The following is a 22,782-nucleotide window of genomic DNA, read 5'->3' as shown; positions in this document are numbered from 1 at the left end:
TGAGGGTCGAAGCGCGCTTCGGTCGACTCAATGTCCTTGGCCGCCCGCGGGTCCGACAACTTCCATGCTGCTGTCCTGCGCCGGGATCCCGCACCACGTGACCGGCGCCACCCCCGGCGGGAGGACAGGGCCGTTCGGCACGCGGGAAACACCCGGCGGCACCATTGGGTCATCGCGAATGCCCGTACCGCGGATAGCCGGATGGACGCGCCGCGCACCTTGTCGCCAAGCGCGGCGGCATTGAAGCCGAATCACGTCGCCGGTGCCAGTGGCACGATCGGAATCCCGATGCCTGCTCGACGGAAACGCGATACGCCGGTAGCCGGGCCGTGCGGAACCGAGGTACGTTCGGGTCGTCCTTTCTCCACCGCCGGGGGAACAACTGCTCGACACTGCGGTGGCGCGGGCCGCATTGCTTTCGTCCGGGAACCGTCCCGATTTCTCGCGAGCGGAACAGGGTGACCCGATGGGTGGGGAAATGTCTCGTGCGGACGACCGGATCGCGATCGTCGGAATGTCCTGCCGGTTGCCGGGCGCGCCCGACGCGGCCGCGTTCTGGCGGTTGCTGCGCGACGGCCTGGACGCGATCACCGCGCCGCCGCCCGGCCGGGCCGGTGACCTGCCCGCGGGCTTCCTGGACGAGGTCGACGCCTTCGACGCGGCGTTCTTCGGCGTCTCGCCCCGCGAGGCCGCGGCGATGGACCCGCAGCAGCGGCTGGCGCTGGAGCTGGCGTGGGAGGCGCTGGAGGACGCGCGGATCGTCCCCGGCACGCTCACCGGCGGCCGCACGGGCGTGTTCATCGGCGCGACCTGGGACGACTACACCACCCTGAGCTACCCGGCGCACGTCACCCCGCACACGATGACCGGCACGAACCGGGGCGTCATCGCCAACCGCGTGTCGCACTTCCTCGGCGTGCGCGGGCCGAGCCTGACCGTGGACGCGGCGCAGTCGTCGGCGCTGGTCGCGGTGCACCTGGCGGTCGAGAGCCTGCGGCGCGGCGAGACGGCGCTCGCCCTGGCCGGAGGGGTGAACCTCAACCTCGCCGCCGGCCGCGAGACCAGCGGCGTCGAGTTCGGCGGGCTGTCACCCGACGGCCGCAGCCACACCTTCGACGCCCGCGCCAACGGGTTCGCCCGCGGCGAGGGCGGCGGCGTGGTCGTGCTCAAGCCGCTGGCCCGGGCGCTCGCGGACGGCGACCCGGTGCACGCGGTGATCCTCGGCAGCGCGGTGAACAACGACGGCCCCACCCGCAGCCTCACCGTGCCCAGCGCCGACGCTCAGGCCCAGGTCATCAGCGACGCCCTGACCAGCGCCGACGTCCGGCCGGACGACGTGCAGTACGTCGAGCTGCACGGCACCGGCACCCCGGTCGGCGACCCGGTCGAAGCCGCCGGCCTCGGCGCCGCGCACGCCGGGCGCGCCACCGAGCTGCTGGTCGGCTCGGCGAAGACCAACGTCGGCCACCTGGAGGGCGCGGCGGGCATCGTCGGCCTGCTCAAGACGGTGCTGAGCATCCGCCACCGCGCCCTGCCGGCCAGCCTCAACCACGTCACGCCCAACCCGGCCATCCCGTTCGACGAGCTGAAGCTGCGGGTGCAGACCGAGCTCACCCCCTGGCCGCGCGCCGACCGGCCGTTGATCGCGGGCGTGTCGGCGTTCGGCATGGGCGGCACGAACGCGCACGTGGTCGTCGCCGAGCCGCCGGACCGGGAGCCGGTCGGGTCCGATCCGAGGCCCGAGCCGGGGTCCGAGCCGAGGTCCGGCGTGGTGCCGTGGGTGCTGTCGGGCAAGACCGAGCAGGCCCTGCGGGCGCAGGCCGAGCGGCTGCACGAGCACCTGACCGCCCACCCCGGGCTGACAAGCGCCGAGGTCGGCCACGCGTTGGCGACCACGCGCACGCACTTCACCCACCGGGCCGTGCTCCTCGGCGGAGCGTCGCTGACCGCGCTCGCCGAGGGCCGGCCGGCGCCGGACCTGGTCACCGGCCGGGCCGCCGACCCGGGGCGGACCGCGTTCGTCTTCCCCGGCCAGGGCGCGCAGTGGGTCGGCATGGGGCGCGACCTCTACGCGAGCGAGCCGGTGTTCCGCGACAGCGTCGACGCCTGCGCCGCCGCGCTCGCGCCCCACACCGACTGGTCGCTGGTCGACGTGCTGCACGGCGACGCGCTGGACCGCGTGGACGTGGTCCAGCCGGCGCTGTTCGCGGTGATGGTCTCGTTGGCCGCGTTGTGGCGGTCCCACGGCGTCGAACCGGACGCGGTGGTCGGCCATTCCCAAGGCGAAATCGCCGCCGCACACGTGGCGGGCGCATTGTCGTTGGCCGACGCGGCGCGCGTGGTGGCATTGCGCAGCCGAGCCCTCGTCTCATTGGCTGGACAGGGCGGAATGATTTCCGTCACACTGCCGGTCGACGAGGCCGAGCAATTCGTCGCGCGCTGGAACGGGCGATTGACAGTAGCCGTGGTAAATGCTCCCGGCGCGGTCGTCGTGTCCGGTGAACCCGCCGCGCTGGCCGAGTTGTCGGCGGCGTGCGAGGCGGCCGGCATCCGGGCGCGCGCCATTCCGGTGGATTACGCCGCCCATTCGGCGCAGGTGTCCGCCATTCGGCGACGGCTGCTCGCCGACCTGGCCGACGTGCGCCCCCGGCCGGGCGACGTGCCGTTCTACTCGGCGGTGACCGGCGGCCTGCTCGACACCGCCGGCCTCGACGCCGACTACTGGTACCGCAACCTGCGCGAGCCGGTCCGGTTCGACCTGGCCACCGCCGCGCTCGCCGCCGACGGCCACGGCGCGTTCGTCGAGGTCAGCCCGCACCCGGTGCTGGCGCCGACGCTGGAGGTCGCACTGGCGACCGGCACCCTGCGCCGCGACCAGGGCGGCCGGGACGAGTTCCTGGCCGCGCTGGGCCGGGTGTTCGTCGCCGGCGGGCACGTCGACTTCACGCCCGCGTTCCCGGCGCGCGTCCGGCCGGTCGACCTGCCCGCGTACGCGTTCCAGCGCCGGTCGCACTGGCTGGGCGACGTCACGCCCGACGCGCCTGACGCGCCCGCCGAGCCGACCGCCGATCCCGCCGACCAGGTGAGGGCCGCCATCGCGGCCGTGCTCGGGCACGCCGACGCCGACGAGATCGACCCGACGCTGACGTTCAAGGACCTGGGTTTCGACTCGGTCATGGGTGTCGCCCTGCGCGACCGCATCAACCACGCGCTCGGCCTGCGGCTGGCCTCCGGGCTGATCTACGACCACCCGACGCCCGCCGAGCTGGTGGCGCACCTGCGTGACGGCGTCGTGGACGTGCCGGAGGTCGTGGCGGCGGCGGTGGAGGACGAGGACGACCCGGTCGTCATCGTCGGCATGGGGTGCCGGTTCCCCGGCGGCGTGGCGTCGCCGGAGGACCTGTGGCGCCTGGTGACCGCCGAGGCGGACGCGATCGGCGACTTCCCGGATGACCGCGGCTGGGACCTGGGCCGGCTGCACGACCCGGAGCTGCGCAGCGGCGGCACGAGCGCCGTGGCCAAGGGCGGGTTCCTGGCGGACGTGGGTGGGTTCGACGCGTCGTTCTTCGGGATCTCGCCGCGTGAGGCGGTGGCGATGGACCCGCAGCAGCGGTTGGTGCTGGAGACGGCCTGGGAGACGTTCGAGCACGCGGGGATCGACCCGACCTCGCTGCACGGGAGCCGGACCGGGGTGTTCACCGGCATCTGGTCCTCGGGGTACGCGGTCGGCACGCCGGTGCCCGAGGACGTCGAGGGCTACCTGGTCACCGGCACGGCGACGAGCGTGACGTCCGGCCGGGTCGCCTACCACCTGGGTCTGCGCGGCCCGGCGCTGTCGGTGGACACGGCGTGCTCGTCGTCGCTGGTGGCGATCCACCTGGCGGCCCAGGCGCTGCGGTCCGGTGAGTGCGACCTGGCTCTCGCCGGTGGCGTCACGGTGATGGCGACACCGGTCATCTTCACCGAGTTCTCCCGGCAGCGCGGGCTCGCGCCCGACGGCCGCAGCAAGCCGTTCTCCTCCGCCGCCGACGGCACGAGCTGGGGCGAGGGCGCGGGTCTGGTGCTGCTGGAGCGGCTGTCGGACGCGCGTCGGCTCGGGCACCGGGTGCTGGCGGTGGTCAAGGGTTCGGCGGTGAACCAGGACGGCGCGTCGAACGGGTTGACCGCGCCGAACGGTCCGTCGCAGGAGCGGGTGATCCGGCAGGCGTTGGCGAACGCCGGGCTGGAGCCGTCCGATGTGGACGCCGTGGAGGCGCACGGCACCGGCACCACCCTGGGTGATCCGATCGAGGCTCAGGCGTTGTTGGCCACCTACGGTCAGGATCGCGCGGAGCCGTTGTGGTTGGGCTCGGTGAAGTCGAACATCGGCCACACGCAGGCCGCCGCGGGTATCGCGGGCGTGATCAAGATGGTCATGGCGTTGCGGCACGGCGTGCTGCCCAAGACGCTGCACGTGGACGAGCCCACGCCGCACGTGGACTGGACGGCCGGGGACATCCGGCTGCTGACCGAGGCCGCCGCCTGGCCCGCCACCGATCGTCCCCGGCGCGCGGCCGTCTCCGCGTTCGGCATCAGCGGCACGAACGCCCACCTGGTGCTCCAGCAGTCCCCGGACGCCGGCGCGCCGCCGGTCGACGACGGCCGGACGGTGCCGTGGCTGGTGAGCGCGAAGACCGAGGCGGCGCTGCACGCCCAGGTCGCACGGCTGCGCGAGTACGCGCTCACCCACCCGGACGTGCCGGTCGCCGCGATCGCCGGTGAGCTGGCCACCCGGGCCCGGTTCCGCCACCGCGCGGTGCTCGTCGGCGCGGACCGGGCCGGACTGCTCGCCACCCCGCCACCGGCCGGCCCGCCGACCACCACCGGCGGTCTGGTGTTCGTGTTCCCGGGTCAGGGTGCGCAGTGGGTCGGGATGGGTCGTGAGCTGTACGCGTCGGAGCCGGTCTTCCGGGATGCGGTCGACGCGTGTGAGCGGGCGTTGGCCCCGCACGTCGACTGGTCGTTGGTCGAGGTTCTGAACGGCGGTGCGCTGGACCGGGTGGACGTGGTGCAGCCGGCGCTGTTCGCGATGATGGTGTCGTTGGCGGCGCTGTGGCGGTCGTTCGGCGTGGAGCCGGACGCCGTGGTCGGGCATTCGCAGGGTGAGATCGCGGCGGCCTACGTGGCCGGGGCACTCTCCTTGGAAGACGCGGCGCGGGTGGTCGCGTTGCGCAGCAAGGCTTTGGTGGCGATCTCCGGCTTGGGCGGCATGGTGTCGGTGTCGTTGCCGCCGGACTCGGAGCTGTTGTCCCGGTGGGGTGATCGGTTGACGGTCGCCGCGGTCAACTCGGCGTCCACCGTGGTGGTGTCCGGTGAACCGGGTGCGTTGGACGAGCTGTTGGCGCTGTGCGAGCGTGAGGGCGTCAACGCGCGGCGGATCCCGGTGGACTACGCGGCGCACTCGGCGCAGGTGGAGGCGGTCCGGGAGCGGCTGCTGGCCGACCTGGCGGACCTCAGCCCGCGGCCGGCGCGGATCCCCTTCCACTCCACGGTGACCGACGGCTTGGTGGACGCCGTGGACGCCGCTTACTGGTATCGGAACCTGCGTGAGACCGTGCGGTTCGACCGAGCGGTCGAGGCGTTGACCGACGCCGGGCACGACGTGTTCATCGAGGTCAGCCCCCACCCGGTGCTGGTGCCCGCACTGGACGTCGAGGTCGCCGCCGGCACCCTGCGCCGTGACCAGGGCGGCACCGGGGAGTTCCTCACGGCCGCCGGACGGCTGTTCGTCGCCGGCGTGGACGTCGACTGGACGCCCGCGCTGCCGCCGGCCGGGGCCGCGGACCTGCCGACCTACGCCTTCCAGCACGAGCCGTACTGGCTCACGTCCACCGCGCCGACCGCGGACCCGTGGCGGTACGAGGTCACGTGGACACCCGTGACGCCCACGTCCGCGCCGGCCGGGCGGTGGCTGGTGCTGCGGCCCGACGGCGGGCACCCGTGGGCCGACGCGGCGGTCGAGGCGTTGCGGGACAGCGGTGTCGAGGTGGTCGACACGGCGGAACGGGTCGACGGCGTGCTGTCGTTCCTGGCGCTGGACGACTCGCCGCACCCGGACCACCCGGCCGTGCCCGTCGGCCTGGCGCGGACGTTGGCCGCCGTGCGGGACCTCGAAGCCCCGCTGTGGTGCGTGACCAGCGGCGCGTTCGGCGACCGCCCGCGACAGGCGCTGGTGTGGGGACTGGGCACGTCGGCCGCGTTGGAGTTCCCCGACCGGTGGGGCGGGCTCGTCGACGTGCCGGCCACGCCGGACGCGGCGGGCGTGCGACGTCTCCTCGCCGCGGTCGGCGGCCCGGAGGACCAGGTGTCGATCCGCGCCGGTGGCGTCTTCGCCCGCAGGCTGCGCCGGGCCAGGCCCACCCCGCCGGTCCGGACGTGGCGGCCCGAGGGGACGACCCTGATCACGGGTGGCACGGGTGCGCTCGGCGCCCAGGTGGCCCGCTGGCTCGTCGGGCAGGGCGCCGAGCACCTGGTGCTGGTCAGCCGCGGCGGACCGGACGCGCCCGGCGCGGCCGAGCTGCGGGAGGAGCTGGCCTCCTCCGGCACGCGGGTCACCGTGGCCGCGTGCGACGTGGCGGACCGGGACGCGCTGGCGGCGCTGCTGGCCGAGGTCGGCGACGTCAGGTCCGTGTTCCACACGGCGGGCGTGATCAGGTCCGGCCGGCTGGCCGACGACGACGTGGCCGGGTTCGCCGACGTGGTCACCGCCAAGGTCGCGGGCGCGACCCACCTCGCCGACCTGCTGCCCGACCTCGACGCGCTCGTGCTGTTCTCGTCGACGGCCGGCGTCTGGGGCGACGGGCACGGCGCGGCCTACGCGGCGGGCAACACGTTCCTCGACGCGCTCGCCGCCCGGCACCGCGCCGAGGGCCGGGCGACCACGTCGGTGGCGTGGGGCATCTGGGCCGAGGGCGGCATGGCCGCGCTGGAGTCGGTGCGCCGGCAGCGGCGGCTGCTCGGCCTCGGCGAGATGCCGTCCGGGCGGGCGCTGGCCGCGTTGCGCGACGTGCTCGACCAGGACGTGCCGCACGCCGTCGTCACCCCCGTCGACTGGGCGGAGTTCGCCCCCGCCTACACCCGCCTGCGGCCGAGCAGGCTGCTCGCCGACCTGCCCGAGGCGCAGGTCCGGGAGGAACGGGCCGAGCCCGCCGCGGCGCCGTCCGACGTGGACGTGCTCGCCGTGGTCGCCACCCACACGGCGGCCGTGCTGGGCCACGCCTCGCCGGAGGCCGTCGACACCGGCCGGGCGTTCAAGGAGCTCGGCTTCGACTCGCTGACCGCCGTGGAGCTGCGCAACCGCCTCAGCACCGCCCTGGGCCGCCGGCTGCCGTCCACGCTGGTCTTCGACCACCCCACGCCCGAGCGGCTCGCCGCACACCTGCGCGGTGAGCGCGCGGCCACCGCCGCCACGTCCGCGGTGGCGACCGACGAACCGATCGCCATCGTCGGCATGGGCTGCCGGTTCCCCGGTGGCGTCGAGTCGCCGGACGACCTGTGGCGACTGGTGTCCGGGGGAGTGGACGCCATCGGCGGGTTCCCCGACGACCGGGGCTGGGACCTGGACGGGCTGTTCGACCCCACGTCCGCCCGGCCGCGGACGTCGTCCACCCGGCACGGGGGGTTCCTGGCCGACGCGGCCGGGTTCGACGCGGCGTTCTTCGGGATCTCGCCGCGTGAGGCGTTGGCGATGGACCCGCAGCAGCGGGTGTTGTTGGAGACGGCGTGGGAGGCGTTCGAGCACGCGGGGATCGACCCGACGTCGTTGCAGGGCAGCCAGACGGGCGTGTTCACCGGCATCTGGTCCACCGGGTACGCCACCGGGCCCATCCCGGACGACCTGGAGGGCTACCAGGTCACCGGCACGGCGACCAGCATCGGCTCCGGCCGGCTGTCCTACCTGCTCGGCCTGGTCGGGCCGGCGCTGTCGCTGGACACCGGGTGTTCGTCGTCCCTGGTCGCGCTGCACCTGGCGGCGCAGGCGCTGCGGTCCGGCGAGTGCGACCTCGCGCTGGCCGGCGGGGTCACGGTCAACGCCTCGCCGTCGCTGTTCACCGAGATGTCCCGGCAGGGCGCGAGCGCGCCGGACGGCCGCAGCAAGTCCTTCGCCGCGGCGGCCGACGGCGCCGGGTGGGCCGAGGGCTCGGGCCTGCTGCTGCTGGAGCGCCTGTCCGACGCCCGCCGCAACGGCCACCACGTGCTGGCCGTCGTGCGGGGCACCGCCGTCAACCAGGACGGCGCGTCGAACGGCCTGACCGCGCCGAACGGTCCGTCGCAGGAGCGGGTGATCCGCCAAGCCCTGGCGAACGCCGGGCTGGAGCCGTCCGATGTGGACGCCGTGGAGGCGCACGGGACCGGCACCACGTTGGGTGACCCGATCGAGGCGCAGGCGTTGCTGGCCACGTACGGCGTCGGGCGTTCGGAGCCGTTGTGGTTGGGGTCGGTGAAGTCGAACATCGGTCACACGCAGGCCGCCGCCGGCGCCGCCGGGCTGATCAAGATGGTGATGGCGTTGCGGCACGGCGTGCTGCCCAAGACGCTGCACGTGGACGAGCCGACACCGCACGTCGACTGGGCCGCCGGGAACGTCCGGCTGCTCACCGAACCGGTCGCGTGGCCGGACACCGACCGCCCCCGGCGGGCGGCCGTGTCGGCGTTCGGCATCAGCGGCACGAACGCGCACACGATCATCGAGCAGGCGCCCGAGGTGGCGCGACCGGAGGAGGGCGACCCGCTCTGGCTGGTGTCGGCCAAGACCCCGGAGGCGTTGCGCGACCAGGCCCGGCGGCTGCGCGACTTCGTGGCCGAACGTCCCGGCGAGCACGCCGAGATCGGTCGGGCCCTGGCCGGTCGGGCGCGTTTCGACCACCGCGCGGTGGTGTTGGACCCGGCGGCTTTGGGTGCGTTGGCGGAGGGTCGTGGGCATCCGGGTCTGGTGACGGGGACGGCGTCGGTGCTCGGGAAGTCGGTGTTCGTGTTCCCGGGTCAGGGCGCGCAGTGGGTCGGGATGGGCCGTGACTTGTACGCCGCCGAGCCGGTGTTCCGGGATGCGGTCGATGCGTGTGGGCGGGCGTTGGCTCCGTACGTCGACTGGTCGTTGGTCGAGGTGTTGGACGGTGGTGCGCTGGACCGGGTGGACGTGGTGCAGCCGGCGTTGTTCGCGATGATGGTGTCGTTGGCGGCGTTGTGGCGCTCGCGTGGTGTCGAGCCGGACGCGGTGGTGGGGCATTCGCAGGGTGAGATCGCGGCGGCCTATGTGGCCGGGGCACTCTCCTTGGAGGACGCCGCGCGGGTGGTCGCGTTGCGCAGCAAGGCTTTGGTGTCGATCTCCGGCCAGGGTGGCATGGTGTCGGTGACCCTGCCGCCGGACTCGGAGCTGTTGTCCCGGTGGGGTGAGCGGCTGACGGTCGCGGTGGTCAATTCGGCGTCCACGGTCGTGGTGTCCGGTGAACCCGGCGCGTTGGACGAGCTGTTGGCGCTGTGCGAGCGCGAGGGCGTCAACGCCCGGCGGATCCCGGTGGACTACGCCGCCCACTCGGCGCAGGTCGAGGCGATCCGGGAACGGTTGCTCGCCGATCTGGCGGACATCACGCCGCGGCGTGGCCACGTGCCGTTCTACTCGACGGTGACCGATAGCTTGGTGGAGACCGTCGACGCCGCTTACTGGTACCGGAACCTGCGTGAGCCGGTGCGGTTCGACCGGGCCACCGAGGCCCTGCTGGCCGCCGGGCACGACGTGTTCATCGAGGTCAGCCCCCACCCGGTGCTGGTGCCCGCGCTGGACGTCGAGGTCGCCACCGGCACGCTGCGCCGTGACCAGGGCGACTTCCGCGCCGCACTGGCCACCCTGCTCGTGCGCGGTTTCCCGCTGCCCCGGCCGGCCTCGGGCCGGATCGCCCTGCCGACCTACCCGTTCCAGCGGACGCGCTACTGGCTCCTGCCGAGCGCGGCGGGGTCCACCCCCGGCCACCCGCTGCTGGACGCGTCCGTGGAGCTGCCGGACGGCCAGGGCGCGGTGCTGACCGGCCGTCTCTCCACCCGCACGCACCCGTGGCTGGCCGACCACGCGGTCGACGGCACGGTGCTGCTGCCCGGCACGGCGCTCGTGGAACTGGCCGCCGAGGCGGGCCGAGCCCTGGGCTGCCCGGTCGTCGCGGACCTCGTGCTGCACGTGCCGCTGACCGTGACCGAACGCCCGGCGCACCTCCAGGTGGCCGCGGGCGCGCCGGACCACGAGGGCCGCCGACCGGTCGTCGTGCACTCGAAGGTCGACGGCGAGTGGGTCCGCCACGCCTCCGGCACGCTCGACCACGCCCATACCCCGACCACCTCCGCGTGGGAACCCGCGGGTGACCGGATCGACCCCGACGGGTTCTACGACCACCTCGCCGACCTCGGCTACGAGTACGGCCCGGCGTTCCGGGGTGTGCGGGCGCTGTGGCGCGACGACGACGAGCTGTTCGCCGAGGTCGAGGTCCCGGACGGGGCGAAGTTCGGCCTGCACCCGGCGCTGCTGGACGCCGCGCTGCAACCGGTGATCCTGCTGCACCCGGACACCCGCCTGCGCCTGCCCTTCTCCTTCACCGGCGTCGCCGTGCACGTGACGGGCCTCTCGGCGGTCCGGGTCCACCTGACCCGCACCGCCCCGGACGCCTACGCGGTCACGGTGACCGACGCCGCGGGCGCGCCGGTGGCGGCGATCGAAGCGCTGACCGTGCGACCCGCCGCCGAGCCGACGACCACGCTGCTGCGCACCGAGTGGGTGCCGCCGTCGGAGTCCGCACCGGTGCCCGTCCGCCTCGCGCCGCTGCTGAGCGGCGCGGCCGACGCCGGGTCCGTGCACGACCTCACCCGGCGGGCGCTCGACCTGGTCCAGGAGTTCCTGGCGTCCGACGACCGGGCGCGCCTGGTCGTGCCGACCCGGGCGGACGAGCCGGCCGGGGCGGCGGTGCGAGGGCTGATCCGCAGTGCGGCGGCCGAGCACCCGGGCCGGTTCGTGGCGGTCGGGCTGGCCGGCGACGCCACGGTGGCGCAAGCGTCGGACGCGGCGGCCGTGGCGGGCGACGAGGTGGAGCTGGCGATCAGCGGCGACGCCGTCCTGGCGCCCCGGCAGGCGCCGTTCCGGTCGCGGCCGACGTCGCTCGACGGTCCGTGGCGGCTGGTCGAGTCGGGCACCGGCAGCCTGGACGACCTGGCGTTCGCGGAGGTGGCCGAGCCGCCGCTGGAGGCCGGCCAGGTGCGGCTCGCGGTGCGCGCGGCGGGGGTGAACTTCCGGGACGTGCTCATCGCGCTGGGCATGTACCCGGACGCGGCGGCGTTGGGCGGTGAAGCGGCCGGGACGGTCGTCGAAGTCGGGCCCGGCGTCACGCGGTGGCAGGTGGGTGACCGGGTGCTCGGCCTCGCGTCCGGCGCGTTCGGGCCGCGTGCCGTCACCGACGAGCGGTTGCTCGCGCCGTTGCCGGACGGCTGGTCGTTCGCTCAGGCCGCCGCGGTCCCGGTGGCGTTCCTGACCGCCTGGCACGGGCTGGTCGACCTCGGTCGGCTCGGCGAGGGCGACCGGGTGCTGATCCACTCCGGCGCGGGTGGTGTGGGCATGGCGGCGATCCAGCTCGCGCGGCACTTGGGCGCGGAGGTGTTCGCCACCGCGAGCCCCGGCAAGTGGGACGTGTTGCGTGACCTGGGGTTGGACGACGACCACATCGCGTCGTCGCGAACGCTGGAGTTCGAGCAGCGCTTCCCGCGGGTGGACGTGGTGCTGAACTCGTTGGCGGGTGAGTTCACCGACGCGTCGTTGCGCCTGCTCGCGCCCGGCGGCCGGTTCGTGGAGATGGGCAAGACGGACATCAGGGTCCTCGACGACGTCGACTACCGGGCGTTCGACCTCAACGACGCCGACCCCTCCCACCTGGGCGACGTGCTGACGGAGGTGCTGCGGCTGTTCGGCGACGGCGTGCTCCGGCTGCCGCCCGTCGCCACCCACGACATCCGGCGCGCGGTGGACGCGTTCCGGCTGATGAGCCAGGCCGGGCACGTCGGCAAGCTGGTGCTCACCGTGCCCCGGCTCGCCGACGGCACGGTGCTGATCACCGGCGGCACCGGGACGCTCGGGCTGGCGCTGGCGCGGCACCTGGTCTCCCGGCACGGCGTGCGGCGGCTGGTGCTGGCCGGTCGCCGCGGTGGCGAGGCTCCGGAGCTGGCCGCTGACGTGCGCGTCGTCGCGTGCGACGTGTCCGATCGCGCCCAGGTCGAGGAGCTGCTGGCGTCGATCCCCGACCTGACCGCCGTGGTGCACGCCGCCGGTGTGCTGGACGACGGCGTGGTGCAGGGCCTCACCCCCGAGCAGCTGGACCGGGTGCTGCGACCCAAGGTGGACGGCGCCTGGCACCTGCACGAGCTGACCGCCGACCTGGACGCGTTCGTGCTGTTCTCCGCCGCCGCCGGGGTCCTGGGCACCGCCGGGCAGGCCAACTACGCCGCCGCCAACTCCTACCTCGACGCCCTCGCCCGGCACCGGCACGACCTCGGCCTGCCGGCCGTCTCGATGGCGTGGGGGTACTGGGCCGAGGCGTCCGGCATGACCGCGCACCTCACCGCGACGGACAAGGAGCGCTTCGCCCGCGCCGGCATCTCCCCGATGACGACCGAACAGGCGCTGGCCCTGTTCGACGCGGCCCTCGCCAGTGGCGAACCCGCGGTGACGACCGCGCACCTGGCCACCCGCGCGCCCCGCGCGCTCCCGCCGCCCGCCGAGCCCCGGACCGACCTGCTGTCCCTCGTCACGGCCCACACCACGGCCGTGCTCGGGCACACCGACGCGTCGGCGGTCAAACCCCGGCTGGCCTTCCGCGACCTCGGGTTCGACTCGTTGACCGCCGTGGAGCTGCGCAACCGGCTCACCACGGCGACCGGTCTCCGCCTGCCCGCGACCCTCGTCTTCGACCACCCGACGCCCGAGGAACTGGCCGAGCACCTGCGGCAGGAGCTGTCGGGCACGCGTCCGGAGGTCGTCGAACCGGTCGCGCGGGCGGTGGAGGACGACGACCCGATCGTGATCGTCGGCATGGGTTGTCGGCTGCCGGGTGGTGTCGGGTCGCCGGACGACCTGTGGCGGCTGGTGTCCGACGGGGTGGACGCCATCGGCGACTTCCCGACCGACCGCGGCTGGGACCTCGACCGGCTCTACCACCCCGACCCCGACCACGCGGGCACCAGCTACACCCGCTCCGGCGGCTTCCTGACCGACGCGGCCGGGTTCGACGCGGACTTCTTCGGCATCTCGCCGCGCGAGGCCTTGGCGATGGACCCGCAGCAACGCGTGCTGCTGGAGACCGCGTGGGAGACCATCGAGCACGCCGGCATCGACCCGACCTCGTTGCGGGGCAGCCAGACGGGCGTGTTCACCGGCCTGTGGTCCTCCGGGTACGGGGGTGTGGTCGACCAGGCCCCGCGGGACGCCGAAGGCTACCTGGCGACCGGCATCTCGCCGAGCGTCACGTCCGGCCGCGTCGCATACCTGCTCGGGCTGCGCGGGCAGGCCGTGTCGGTGGACTCGGCGTGCTCGTCGTCGCTGGTGGCGATGCACCTGGCGGCGCAGGCGCTGCGGTCGGGGGAGTGCGACCTGGCGCTGGCCGGCGGCGTGACGGTGATCGTGAACCCGCTGGGGTTCACCGAGTTCTCCCGGCAGCGCGGGCTCGCGGCGGACGGTCGGTGCAAGCCGTTCTCCGCCGCCGCCGACGGCACGAGCTGGGGTGAGGGTGCGGGTCTGGTGTTGTTGGAGCGGTTGTCGGATGCCCGCCGCAACGGTCATCAGGTGTTGGCGGTGCTGGCGGGTTCGGCGGTGAACCAGGACGGCGCGTCGAACGGGTTGACCGCGCCGAACGGCCCGTCGCAGGAGCGGGTGATCCGGCAGGCCCTGGCGAACGCCGGCGTCCATCCGTCCGAAGTGGACGCCGTCGAGGCCCATGGGACCGGCACCACGTTGGGTGACCCGATCGAAGCGCAGGCGTTGTTGGCGACCTACGGGGCGGAGCGGTCGGAGCCGTTGTGGTTGGGGTCGGTGAAGTCGAACATCGGTCACACGCAGGCGGCTGCGGGTGTCGCGGGTGTGATCAAGATGGTGATGGCGTTGCGGCACGGTCGGTTGCCGCGGACGTTGCACGTGGACGAGCCGACGCCGCACGTGGACTGGACGGCAGGGGACATCCGGCTGCTCACCGACGCTGTGCCGTGGCCGGAGGTCGACCGTCCGCGTCGGGCGGGTGTGTCGTCGTTCGGGGTGAGCGGCACGAACGCGCACGTCATCATCGAGCAGGCACCCGAGACCGTCGCGGAGCCCGGTGCGGACGTCGGCCGGGTGCCGTGGGTGGTCACGGGCAAGTCGGAGCGGGCGGTGCGCGACCAGGCCCGCAGGCTGGCCCGGGCCGTCGACGAGGCCGACGCGTCCGCCGTGGCCCGCGTCCTGGCCGGTCGGGCGCGTTTCGACCACCGCGCGGTGGTGTTGGACCCGGCGGCTTTGGGTGCGTTGGCGGAGGGGCGTGAGCATCCGGGTCTGGTGACGGGGACGGCGTCGGCGCTCGGGAAGTCGGTGTTCGTGTTCCCGGGTCAGGGCGCGCAGTGGGTCGGCATGGGCCGCGACCTGTACGCCGCCGAGCCGGTGTTCCGGGACGCGGTCGACGCGTGCGAGCGGGCGTTGGCCCCGCACGTCGACTGGTCGTTGGTCGAGGTGTTGGACGGCGGTGCGCTGGACCGGGTGGACGTGGTGCAGCCGGCGTTGTTCGCGATGATGGTGTCGTTGGCGGCGTTGTGGCGTTCGCGTGGTGTCGAGCCGGACGCGGTGGTGGGGCATTCGCAGGGTGAGATCGCGGCGGCCTACGTGGCCGGGGCACTCTCCTTGGAGGACGCCGCGCGGGTGGTCGCGTTGCGCAGCAAGGCTTTGATGGCGATCTCCGGCCAGGGTGGCATGGTGTCGGTGACCCTGCCGCCGGACTCGGAGCTGTTGTCCCGGTGGGGTGAGCGGCTGTCGATCGCGGCCGTCAACTCGGCGTCCACGGTGGTCGTGTCCGGCGAACCGGCCGCGCTCGCCGAACTCGTGGCGGTCTGCGAGGCCGACGGCATCCGGGCCCGCGTCCTGCCGGTGGACTACGCGGCGCACTCGGCGCAGGTGGAGGCGGTCCGGGAACGGCTGCTGGCCGACTTGGCGGACCTCAGTCCGCGGTCGGCGCGGATCCCGTTCCACTCCACGGTGACCGATGGCTTGGTGGACACCGTGGACGCGGCTTACTGGTATCGGAACCTGCGTGAGACCGTGCGGTTCGACCGAGCGGTCGAGGCGTTGACCGGCGCCGGGCACGAGGTGTTCATCGAGGTCAGCCCTCACCCGGTGCTGGTGCCCACACTGGACGTCGAGCTCGCGGCCGGCACCCTGCGCCGTGACCAGGGCGACTTCGCCGCAGCGGCGGCACGCCTGTTCGTGACCGGCGTGGACGTCGACTGGCCCGTGCCCGCCGCCGGTCACGTGGACCTGCCCACGTACCCGTTCCAGCACGACCGCTACTGGCTGGCACCCGTGCCGGGAACCGCCGACGTGACCGCGGTCGGGCTCGACCCGACCGACCACCCGCTGCTCGGCGCGGCCGTGGAACTCGCGGCGGGGCGCGGCGTGGTGCTCACCGGCCGGCTGTCGACGACCACCCAGCCGTGGCTGGCCGATCACGCCATCCACGGCACGGTGCTCCTGCCGGGCACCGGCTTCGTCGAACTCGCCCTGCGGGCCGGCGCCCAGGTCGGCCGGCACGTGCTGGACGAGCTGCTCCTGGAAACCCCGATGGCGCTGCCCGCGCAGGACCCCGTGCTGGTGCAGGTCGTGGTCGACGGCACGGCGGTCACCGTCCACTCCCGCGCCGACGGCGACTGGGTCCGGCACGCCACCGGCACGCTCGGCGTCGACGTGCCCGCGTCACGACCGCTCCAGTGGCCGTCCGACGCCGAACCCGTCGACCTCACCGGCTTCTACGACGACCTCGCGGCCCGCGGCTACGAGTACGGCCCGGCGTTCGAGGGCGTGCGGGCGGTGTGGCGGCACGGCGACGAGCTGTACGCCGAGGTCGCCCTGGACGCCCGTGACGGGTTCGGCCTGCACCCCGCGTTGCTGGACGCCGCGTTGCAGCCGCTCACGCTGGTCGCGGCAGGTCGGTTGCCGTTCTCGTTCGCCGGCGTGGCCGTGCTGAGGACGGACGTGACGGCGGCACGCGTCCGGTTGACGCCCACCGGTCCCGACACCTACCGGGTCCTGCTCGCCACCGGCGCGGGCGAGCCCGTGGCCGTCGTGGACGCGCTGACCGTGCGCCCGATGACGGCGGACTTCCAGACCCGCGACACGCGCGTGTTCCGCCTCGACTGGATGCCGGTCACCCCGTCGTTCGAGGACACGGCCGTGCACCACGTGGTCAGCGAGCCGGGAGCCGACCCGGCGCGGGCCGCGCACACCCTGACCGCCGAGACGTTGGCCGTCCTCCAGGACTTCCTGCGCACCTCCGACGACGGCAGGCTCACGGTCGTCACGCACGGCGCGACCGGGCCGGGTGAGGTGACCGATCCGGCCGCCGCCGCGGTCTGGGGGCTGGTGCGGGCGGCCGAGGCCGAGCACCCCGGCCGGTTCGCCCTGGTCGACGCGGACCACGACGGCGAGGTCCGGGCGCCCGCCGACGAGTTCCAGGTGGCGGTCCGCGGCGACGCGGTGCTCGCCCCCCGGCTGACCCGGGCTTCGGGCTCGCACCGCGCGCTCGACCTGGACGGCACCGTGCTGATCACCGGCGGCACCGGCACGCTGGGCGTCCTGGTGGCCCGGCACCTGGTGGCCCGGCACGGCGTGCGGCGACTGGTGCTGCTGAGCCGCCGCGGCGGCGAGGTGGAGATCGACGGCGCGGACGTGTCGGTGGTCGCGTGCGACGTGACCGACCGGGCGGCGCTCGCCGACGTGCTCGCCACGATCCCCGACCTGTGCGCCGTCGTGCACGCGGCAGGCGTGCTGGACGACGCCGTGGTGACCGCGATGACCCCGCAGAGCCTGCACGACGTGCTGCGGCCCAAGGTCGACGCCGCGTGGCACCTGCACGAGCTGACCCGTGACCTGGCGGCGTTCGTGCTGTTCTCGTCGGCGGCCGGGGTCCTCGGCGGCGCGGGTCAGGGCAACTACGCCGCCGCCAACGCCTTCCTCGACGCCCTCGCCGCCCACCGGCACGCCCTGGGCCTGCCGGCCGTGTCGCTGGCGTGGGGGCAGTGGGAGCAGGCCAGCGGCTTGACCGGGCACCTGACCGAGGCCGACCAGCGCCGCCTGGAGCGGTCCGGGGTCGTGCCGATGTCGACCGAGCACGCCCTGGCGTTGTTCGACGCGGCACTGGCCGGCGGCGCGCCCGCCGTCGTGCCCGCCCGGCTCGACCTCACCGCGCCGTCGCTGCGCGGGCTGACCCGGCGGGCGCGTCGGGTCGTGGACACGGACCTGGCGCGGCGGCTCGCGTCGCTGACCGAGGCCGAACAGCAGACCGTCGTGCTCGACCTGGTCGGCGCGCACACCGCCGTGGTGCTGGGACGCACCGACGGGGTGGCCGCGAACCGGGCGTTCAAGGACCTCGGGTTCGACTCGTTGACCGCGGTGGAGCTGCGCAACCGGCTGGCCTCGGCGCTGGGCGTGAAGCTGCCCGCCACGCTGACGTTCGACCACCCGACGCCGACCGCCCTCGCGACCCACCTGCGGGGGCTCCTGCTCGGTCGGCGGCGCGAGACCGCCGCGCCGGTCGCCGCGGCCGTCACCGACGACCCGGTCGTGGTGGTCGGCATGGCGTGCCGGTACCCGGGCGGTGTCGGGTCGGCGGCGGACCTGTGGCGGCTCGTGTCCGAGGGCGTGGACGCGATCGGCGACTTCCCGGCCGATCGCGGCTGGGACCTGGACAGGCTCTACGACCCGGCGGGCGGACCCGGCACCAGCTACACGCGTTCGGGCGGCTTCCTCCGCGAGGCGGCCGGGTTCGACGCGGCGTTCTTCGGGATCTCGCCGCGTGAGGCGTTGGCGATGGACCCGCAGCAGCGGGTGCTGCTGGAGACGGCGTGGGAGGCGTTCGAGCACGCCGGGATCGACCCGACGTCGTTGCAGGGCAGCCAGACGGGCGTGTTCACCGGCATCTGGTCGTCCGGGTACGGCTCCGGCGCCCAGCCACCCGACCTGGAGGGCTACCTGTCGACCGGCACGGCCACGAGCGTGACGTCCGGGCGGGTGTCCTACCTGCTCGGGCTGGAAGGCCCGGCGGTGTCGGTGGACACGGCGTGCTCCTCGTCGCTGGTGGCGATCCACCTGGCCGCGCAGGCCCTGCGGTCGGGGGAGTGCACGCTGGCGTTGGCCGGTGGCGTGACGGTGATGGCGACGCCGTCCGGGTACGTGGAGTTCTCCCGGCAGCGGGGTCTGGCGGCGGACGGGCGGATCAAGTCGTTCGCCGACGCGGCCGACGGCACGAGCTGGTCCGAGGGCGCGGGTCTGGTGCTGCTGGAGCGGTTGTCGCAGGCGCGTCGGCTCGGGCACCGGGTGCTGGCGGTCGTCAAGGGTTCAGCGGTGAACCAGGACGGCGCGTCCAATGGGTTGACCGCGCCGAACGGTCCGTCGCAGGAGAGGGTGATCCGGCAGGCGTTGGCGAATGCCGGCATTCGTCCGTCCGATGTGGACGCCGTGGAGGCGCACGGCACCGGCACCACGTTGGGTGATCCGATCGAGGCACAGGCGTTGTTGGCCACTTACGGCCAGGATCGCGCGGAGCCGTTGTGGTTGGGGTCGGTGAAGTCGAACATCGGCCACACCCAGGCGGCGGCGGGTATCGCGGGCGTGATCAAGATGATCATGGCGATGCGGCACGGCGTGCTGCCCCGCACGCTCCACGTCGACCGGCCGACCACCCACGTGGACTGGGAGACCGGCGGCGTCCGGCTCCTCACCGAGCCCACGCCCTGGCCCGACGTCGACCGGCCGCGCCGGGCGGGTGTGTCGTCCTTCGGGATCAGCGGGACGAACGCGCACCTGATCCTCGAGCACGTGCCTCCGGCCGAGCCGGTCGAGGTGGCCGGCCCGGCGCCGTGGTTGGTGTCGGCGAAGTCGCCGGAGGCGTTGCGGGCGCAGGCGCGGCGGCTTCGTGAGTTCGCGGGTGACCCGGCCGTCGGCGCCGCTCTGGCGACGCGGGCGCGGCTCCCTCACCGTGCCGCGCTCACCGATCCGGCGACGCTCGTCGCGGACCTCGACGCGCTGGCCCGAGGTGACGTGCCGATCGGTGAGGCCCGGCCCGGCAAGACGGCGTTCGTGTTCTCGGGTCAGGGTTCGCAGTGGCGCGGCATGGGGCGTCGTCTTCACGAGGCGTACCCGGTGTTCGCGGCGGCTCTGGACGAGGTGTGCGACCGACTCGGCTTGTCGTTGTGGGAGGTGGATCTCGATCAGACCCGGTTCACGCAGCCGGCGTTGTTCGCGGTGGAGGTGGCGTTGTTCCGGTTGGTGGAGTCGTTGGGTGTGCGGCCTGATTATCTGATCGGGCATTCGGTGGGTGAGATCGCTGCCGCGCACGTTTCGGGTGTGCTGAGCCTGGATGACGCGTGCGTTCTGGTGTCGGCGCGTGGTCGGTTGATGCAGGAGTTGCCGCCGGGTGGCGCGATGGTGTCGATCCGGGCCGCCTCGGCGGAGGTGGCGGAGACGTTGCCCGAGGGCGTCGAGATCGCGGCCGTCAACGGGCCCGAGGCAGTGGTGATCTCCGGCGACGAAGCCGCCGTGCTGGAAGTCGCGGACCTGTGGGAGACCTTGGGGCACAAAACCCGGCGGCTGGCGGTGAGCCATGCGTTCCACTCGGCGCGGATGGAGCCGATGTTGGGGGAGTTCGCGCGGGTGGTGGAGGGGTTGTCGTTCGGTCATCCCCAGATCCCGATCGTGTCGACGCTGGTGTCGGACTTGTCGGGTAGCGTTGAGATCAGGGATCCCCTGGGCGGGGACCTTTCCGCAGGTGTGGTTTTCGACGCCGGGTATTGGGTGCGTCAGGCGCGTGGGGCGGTGCGGTTCGAGGATGGCATGGAGTGGTTGCGTGCCCGTGGTGTGACGACGTTCCTGGAGATCGGTCCTCATCCCACTCTCGTGCCGATCGGTGTGATGCGGCGGGAGGACGACTCGCCCCAACGGCTCCTCGCGGCCCTCGGCCGGCTGTGGGTCGGCGGTGCCGAGTGGACGTTGCCCACCGCCCACGCCGAACTGCCGACCTACGCCTTCCAGCGTGAGCGCTTCTGGTTGATGCCGGCCACGTCGACGGACGTCACCGGCGCGGGGCTCGCCGCGGTCGACCACCCGTTGCTGGGCGCGGTGGTGGAGTTGGCGGACGAGCAGGGCGTGGTGCTGACCGGGCAGCTGTCCGCGGCCACCCAGCCGTGGCTCGCCGAGCACACCGTGCTCGGGTCCGCGTTGCTGCCGGGCGCGGCGTTCGTGGAGCTGGCGCTGCGGGCCGGCAGGCAGGTGGGCCGCGCGGCGGTGGAGGAGTTGGCGCTGGAAGCGCCGCTGGTGCTGGCCGGCCCGGTCGACGTGCGGGTCACGGTCGGCGCGCCCGACCAGGCCGGGCGCCGTGCCGTCGCGATCCACTCCAGGTCGGACGGCGACTGGCAGCGGCACGCCACCGGTCTGCTGGGCGCGGCCGCGGCGCCGGCGCCGTGGACCGAGCCGGCCACCGAACCGGTCGACCTGACCGGGTTCTACGAGTCCCTGGCGGACGCCGGGTTCGAGTACGGCCCGACGTTCCAGGGCCTGCGGGCCGTCCGGCGGCACGGCGACGACCTCTACGCCGACGTCCGGCTACCCGCCGACGGCGACCGGTTCACCCTGCACCCCGCGCTGCTGGACGCCGTGCTCCAAGCCGTCACGATCGCCGACGACCGCGCCAAGCTGCCGTTCTCGTTCACCGGCGTCACCGTCTGGTCGACCGGTCGCACCGCGGCACGCGCGAAGCTCACCGCGACCGGACCCGAGACCTACCGGGTCAGCCTGGTCGACCCCGACGGCGAGCCCGTCGCGGCCATCGAGTCGCTGACGCTGCGCGCGCCGCGGGAGACTCCCCGCCGGCAGTCCCTGTACCGGCTCGCCTGGCACGGAACCGACGCGGTCGCCGAACCGGCCGGGCCGGCCGACCAGGTCCACCACGCCACCGATCCCGCCGAGACCCTGGGCGTGGTGCAGGAGTTCCTCGCCGGCAGCGACGACGCGGCCCGGCTGGTCGTGGTGACGCGCGGCGCGGTGTCGGTGCGCGGCGAGGACGTGACCGACCTCCGGGCCGCCGCCGTGTGGGGCCTGGTCCGCTCCGCCGCCTCCGAGCACCCCGGGCGGTTCGCGCTGGTCGACACCGACGGGCCGGTCCTGGTGGTCGGCGACGAGCCGCAGCTGGCGATCCGGGCCGGCCACGCCTACCTGCCCGGCCTGGAACGCGCCGAGCACGCGCCGCTGCCGTCGACCCTCAGCCCGGACGGCACGGTGCTCGTCACCGGCGGCACCGGCGTGCTCGGCGGCGCGGTCGCCCGCCACCTGGTCGCCGCGCACGGCGTCACGCGGCTGGTCCTGGCCGGCCGGCGCGGACCGGACGCGCCGGGCGTCGCCGAGCTGGTCGCGGACCTGGCCGGGGCCGACGTCACGGTGGTCGCCTGCGACGTGGCCGACCGCGACGCGGTGGCGCGACTGCTGGCCGAGCACCCCGTCACCTCCGTCGTCCACACGGCCGGTGTGCTGGACGACGCCGTGGTGCAGGCGCTGGACGCCGAACGGCTCGCCGAGGTCTGGGGGCCCAAGGCCGCCGCCGCGCTGCACCTGCACGAGCTGACCGACAACCTGGAGGCGTTCGTCCTGTTCTCCTCCGCCGCCGGTGTGCTGGGCGGACCGGGCCAGGCCAACTACGCCGCCGCGAACACGTTCCTCGACGCCCTCGCCACGCACCGGCACGCCAACGGCCTGCCCGCCGTGTCCCTGGCCTGGGGCCCGTGGGCGCAGACCAGCGGCATGACGGGCAAGCTCACCGACGCCGACCGGCGCCGGATGGCCGAGGCGGGTGTGCTGCCGCTGGCGACCGACGAGGCCCTGGCCCTGTTCGACGCCGCCCTCACCGCGGGCGAACCCGTGCTCGCGCCGGTCCGGCTCGACCGCCGCACGGCGGACCGACCGCTGGGCCGGCCGCGCCGCACGGGCGACCCGGACCAGGCCGAGCCGACGCACGACGTGCTGGTCCTGGTCCGGCGCGCGGTGGCCCGGGTGCTCGGGCACGCCACCACCGACGCCGTCGGCCCGCACCGGGCGTTCAAGGACCTCGGGTTCGACTCGTTGACCGCCGTGGAGCTGCGCAACCAGCTCGACGCGGACACCGGGCTGCGGCTGCCCGCCACCCTCACCTTCGACCACCCGACCCCGGCCCGGCTGGCCGACCACCTGCGGGAGCGGTTGTCCGCGACCGCGCCCGACCCGCTGCTGGCCGAGCTGGACCAGCTCAAGTCCGCCCTGGACCGCGCGGAGGCAACCGACCACGACGCCGTCGCCGCACGACTGGAAGCGCTGCTGGCGTCGTGGACCGCCAAACGCGCCCAACCCGAGGACGACCTGGACGACGCCACCGACAGCGAGCTGTTCAGCATCCTCGACGACGAACACCGCAGGACCCAGGTCATCCGATCGGGCGAGCACCGCACCGCGGGGGAGTAGCTGTT

At 74.3% G+C, this 22,782-nt stretch carries 1 protein-coding gene; it reads left to right on the top strand.

The genetic code is table 11. The annotated features are described in order from the left end of the window. Nucleotides 1-478: 478 nt before the first annotated feature. Nucleotides 479-22,777 (top strand): type I polyketide synthase, encoded by a 22,299-nt coding sequence (locus IOD16_RS41015; protein WP_268957723.1) that lies wholly within the window; start codon nt 479-481, stop codon nt 22,775-22,777. Nucleotides 22,778-22,782 lie beyond the last annotated feature (5 nt).

The sequence above is a fragment of the Saccharothrix sp. 6-C genome, assembly GCF_016695385.1.
Classification (GTDB): Bacteria; Actinomycetota; Actinomycetes; order Mycobacteriales; family Pseudonocardiaceae; genus Actinosynnema; species Actinosynnema texasense.
This window is presented reverse-complemented; position numbering and strand designations above follow the sequence as displayed.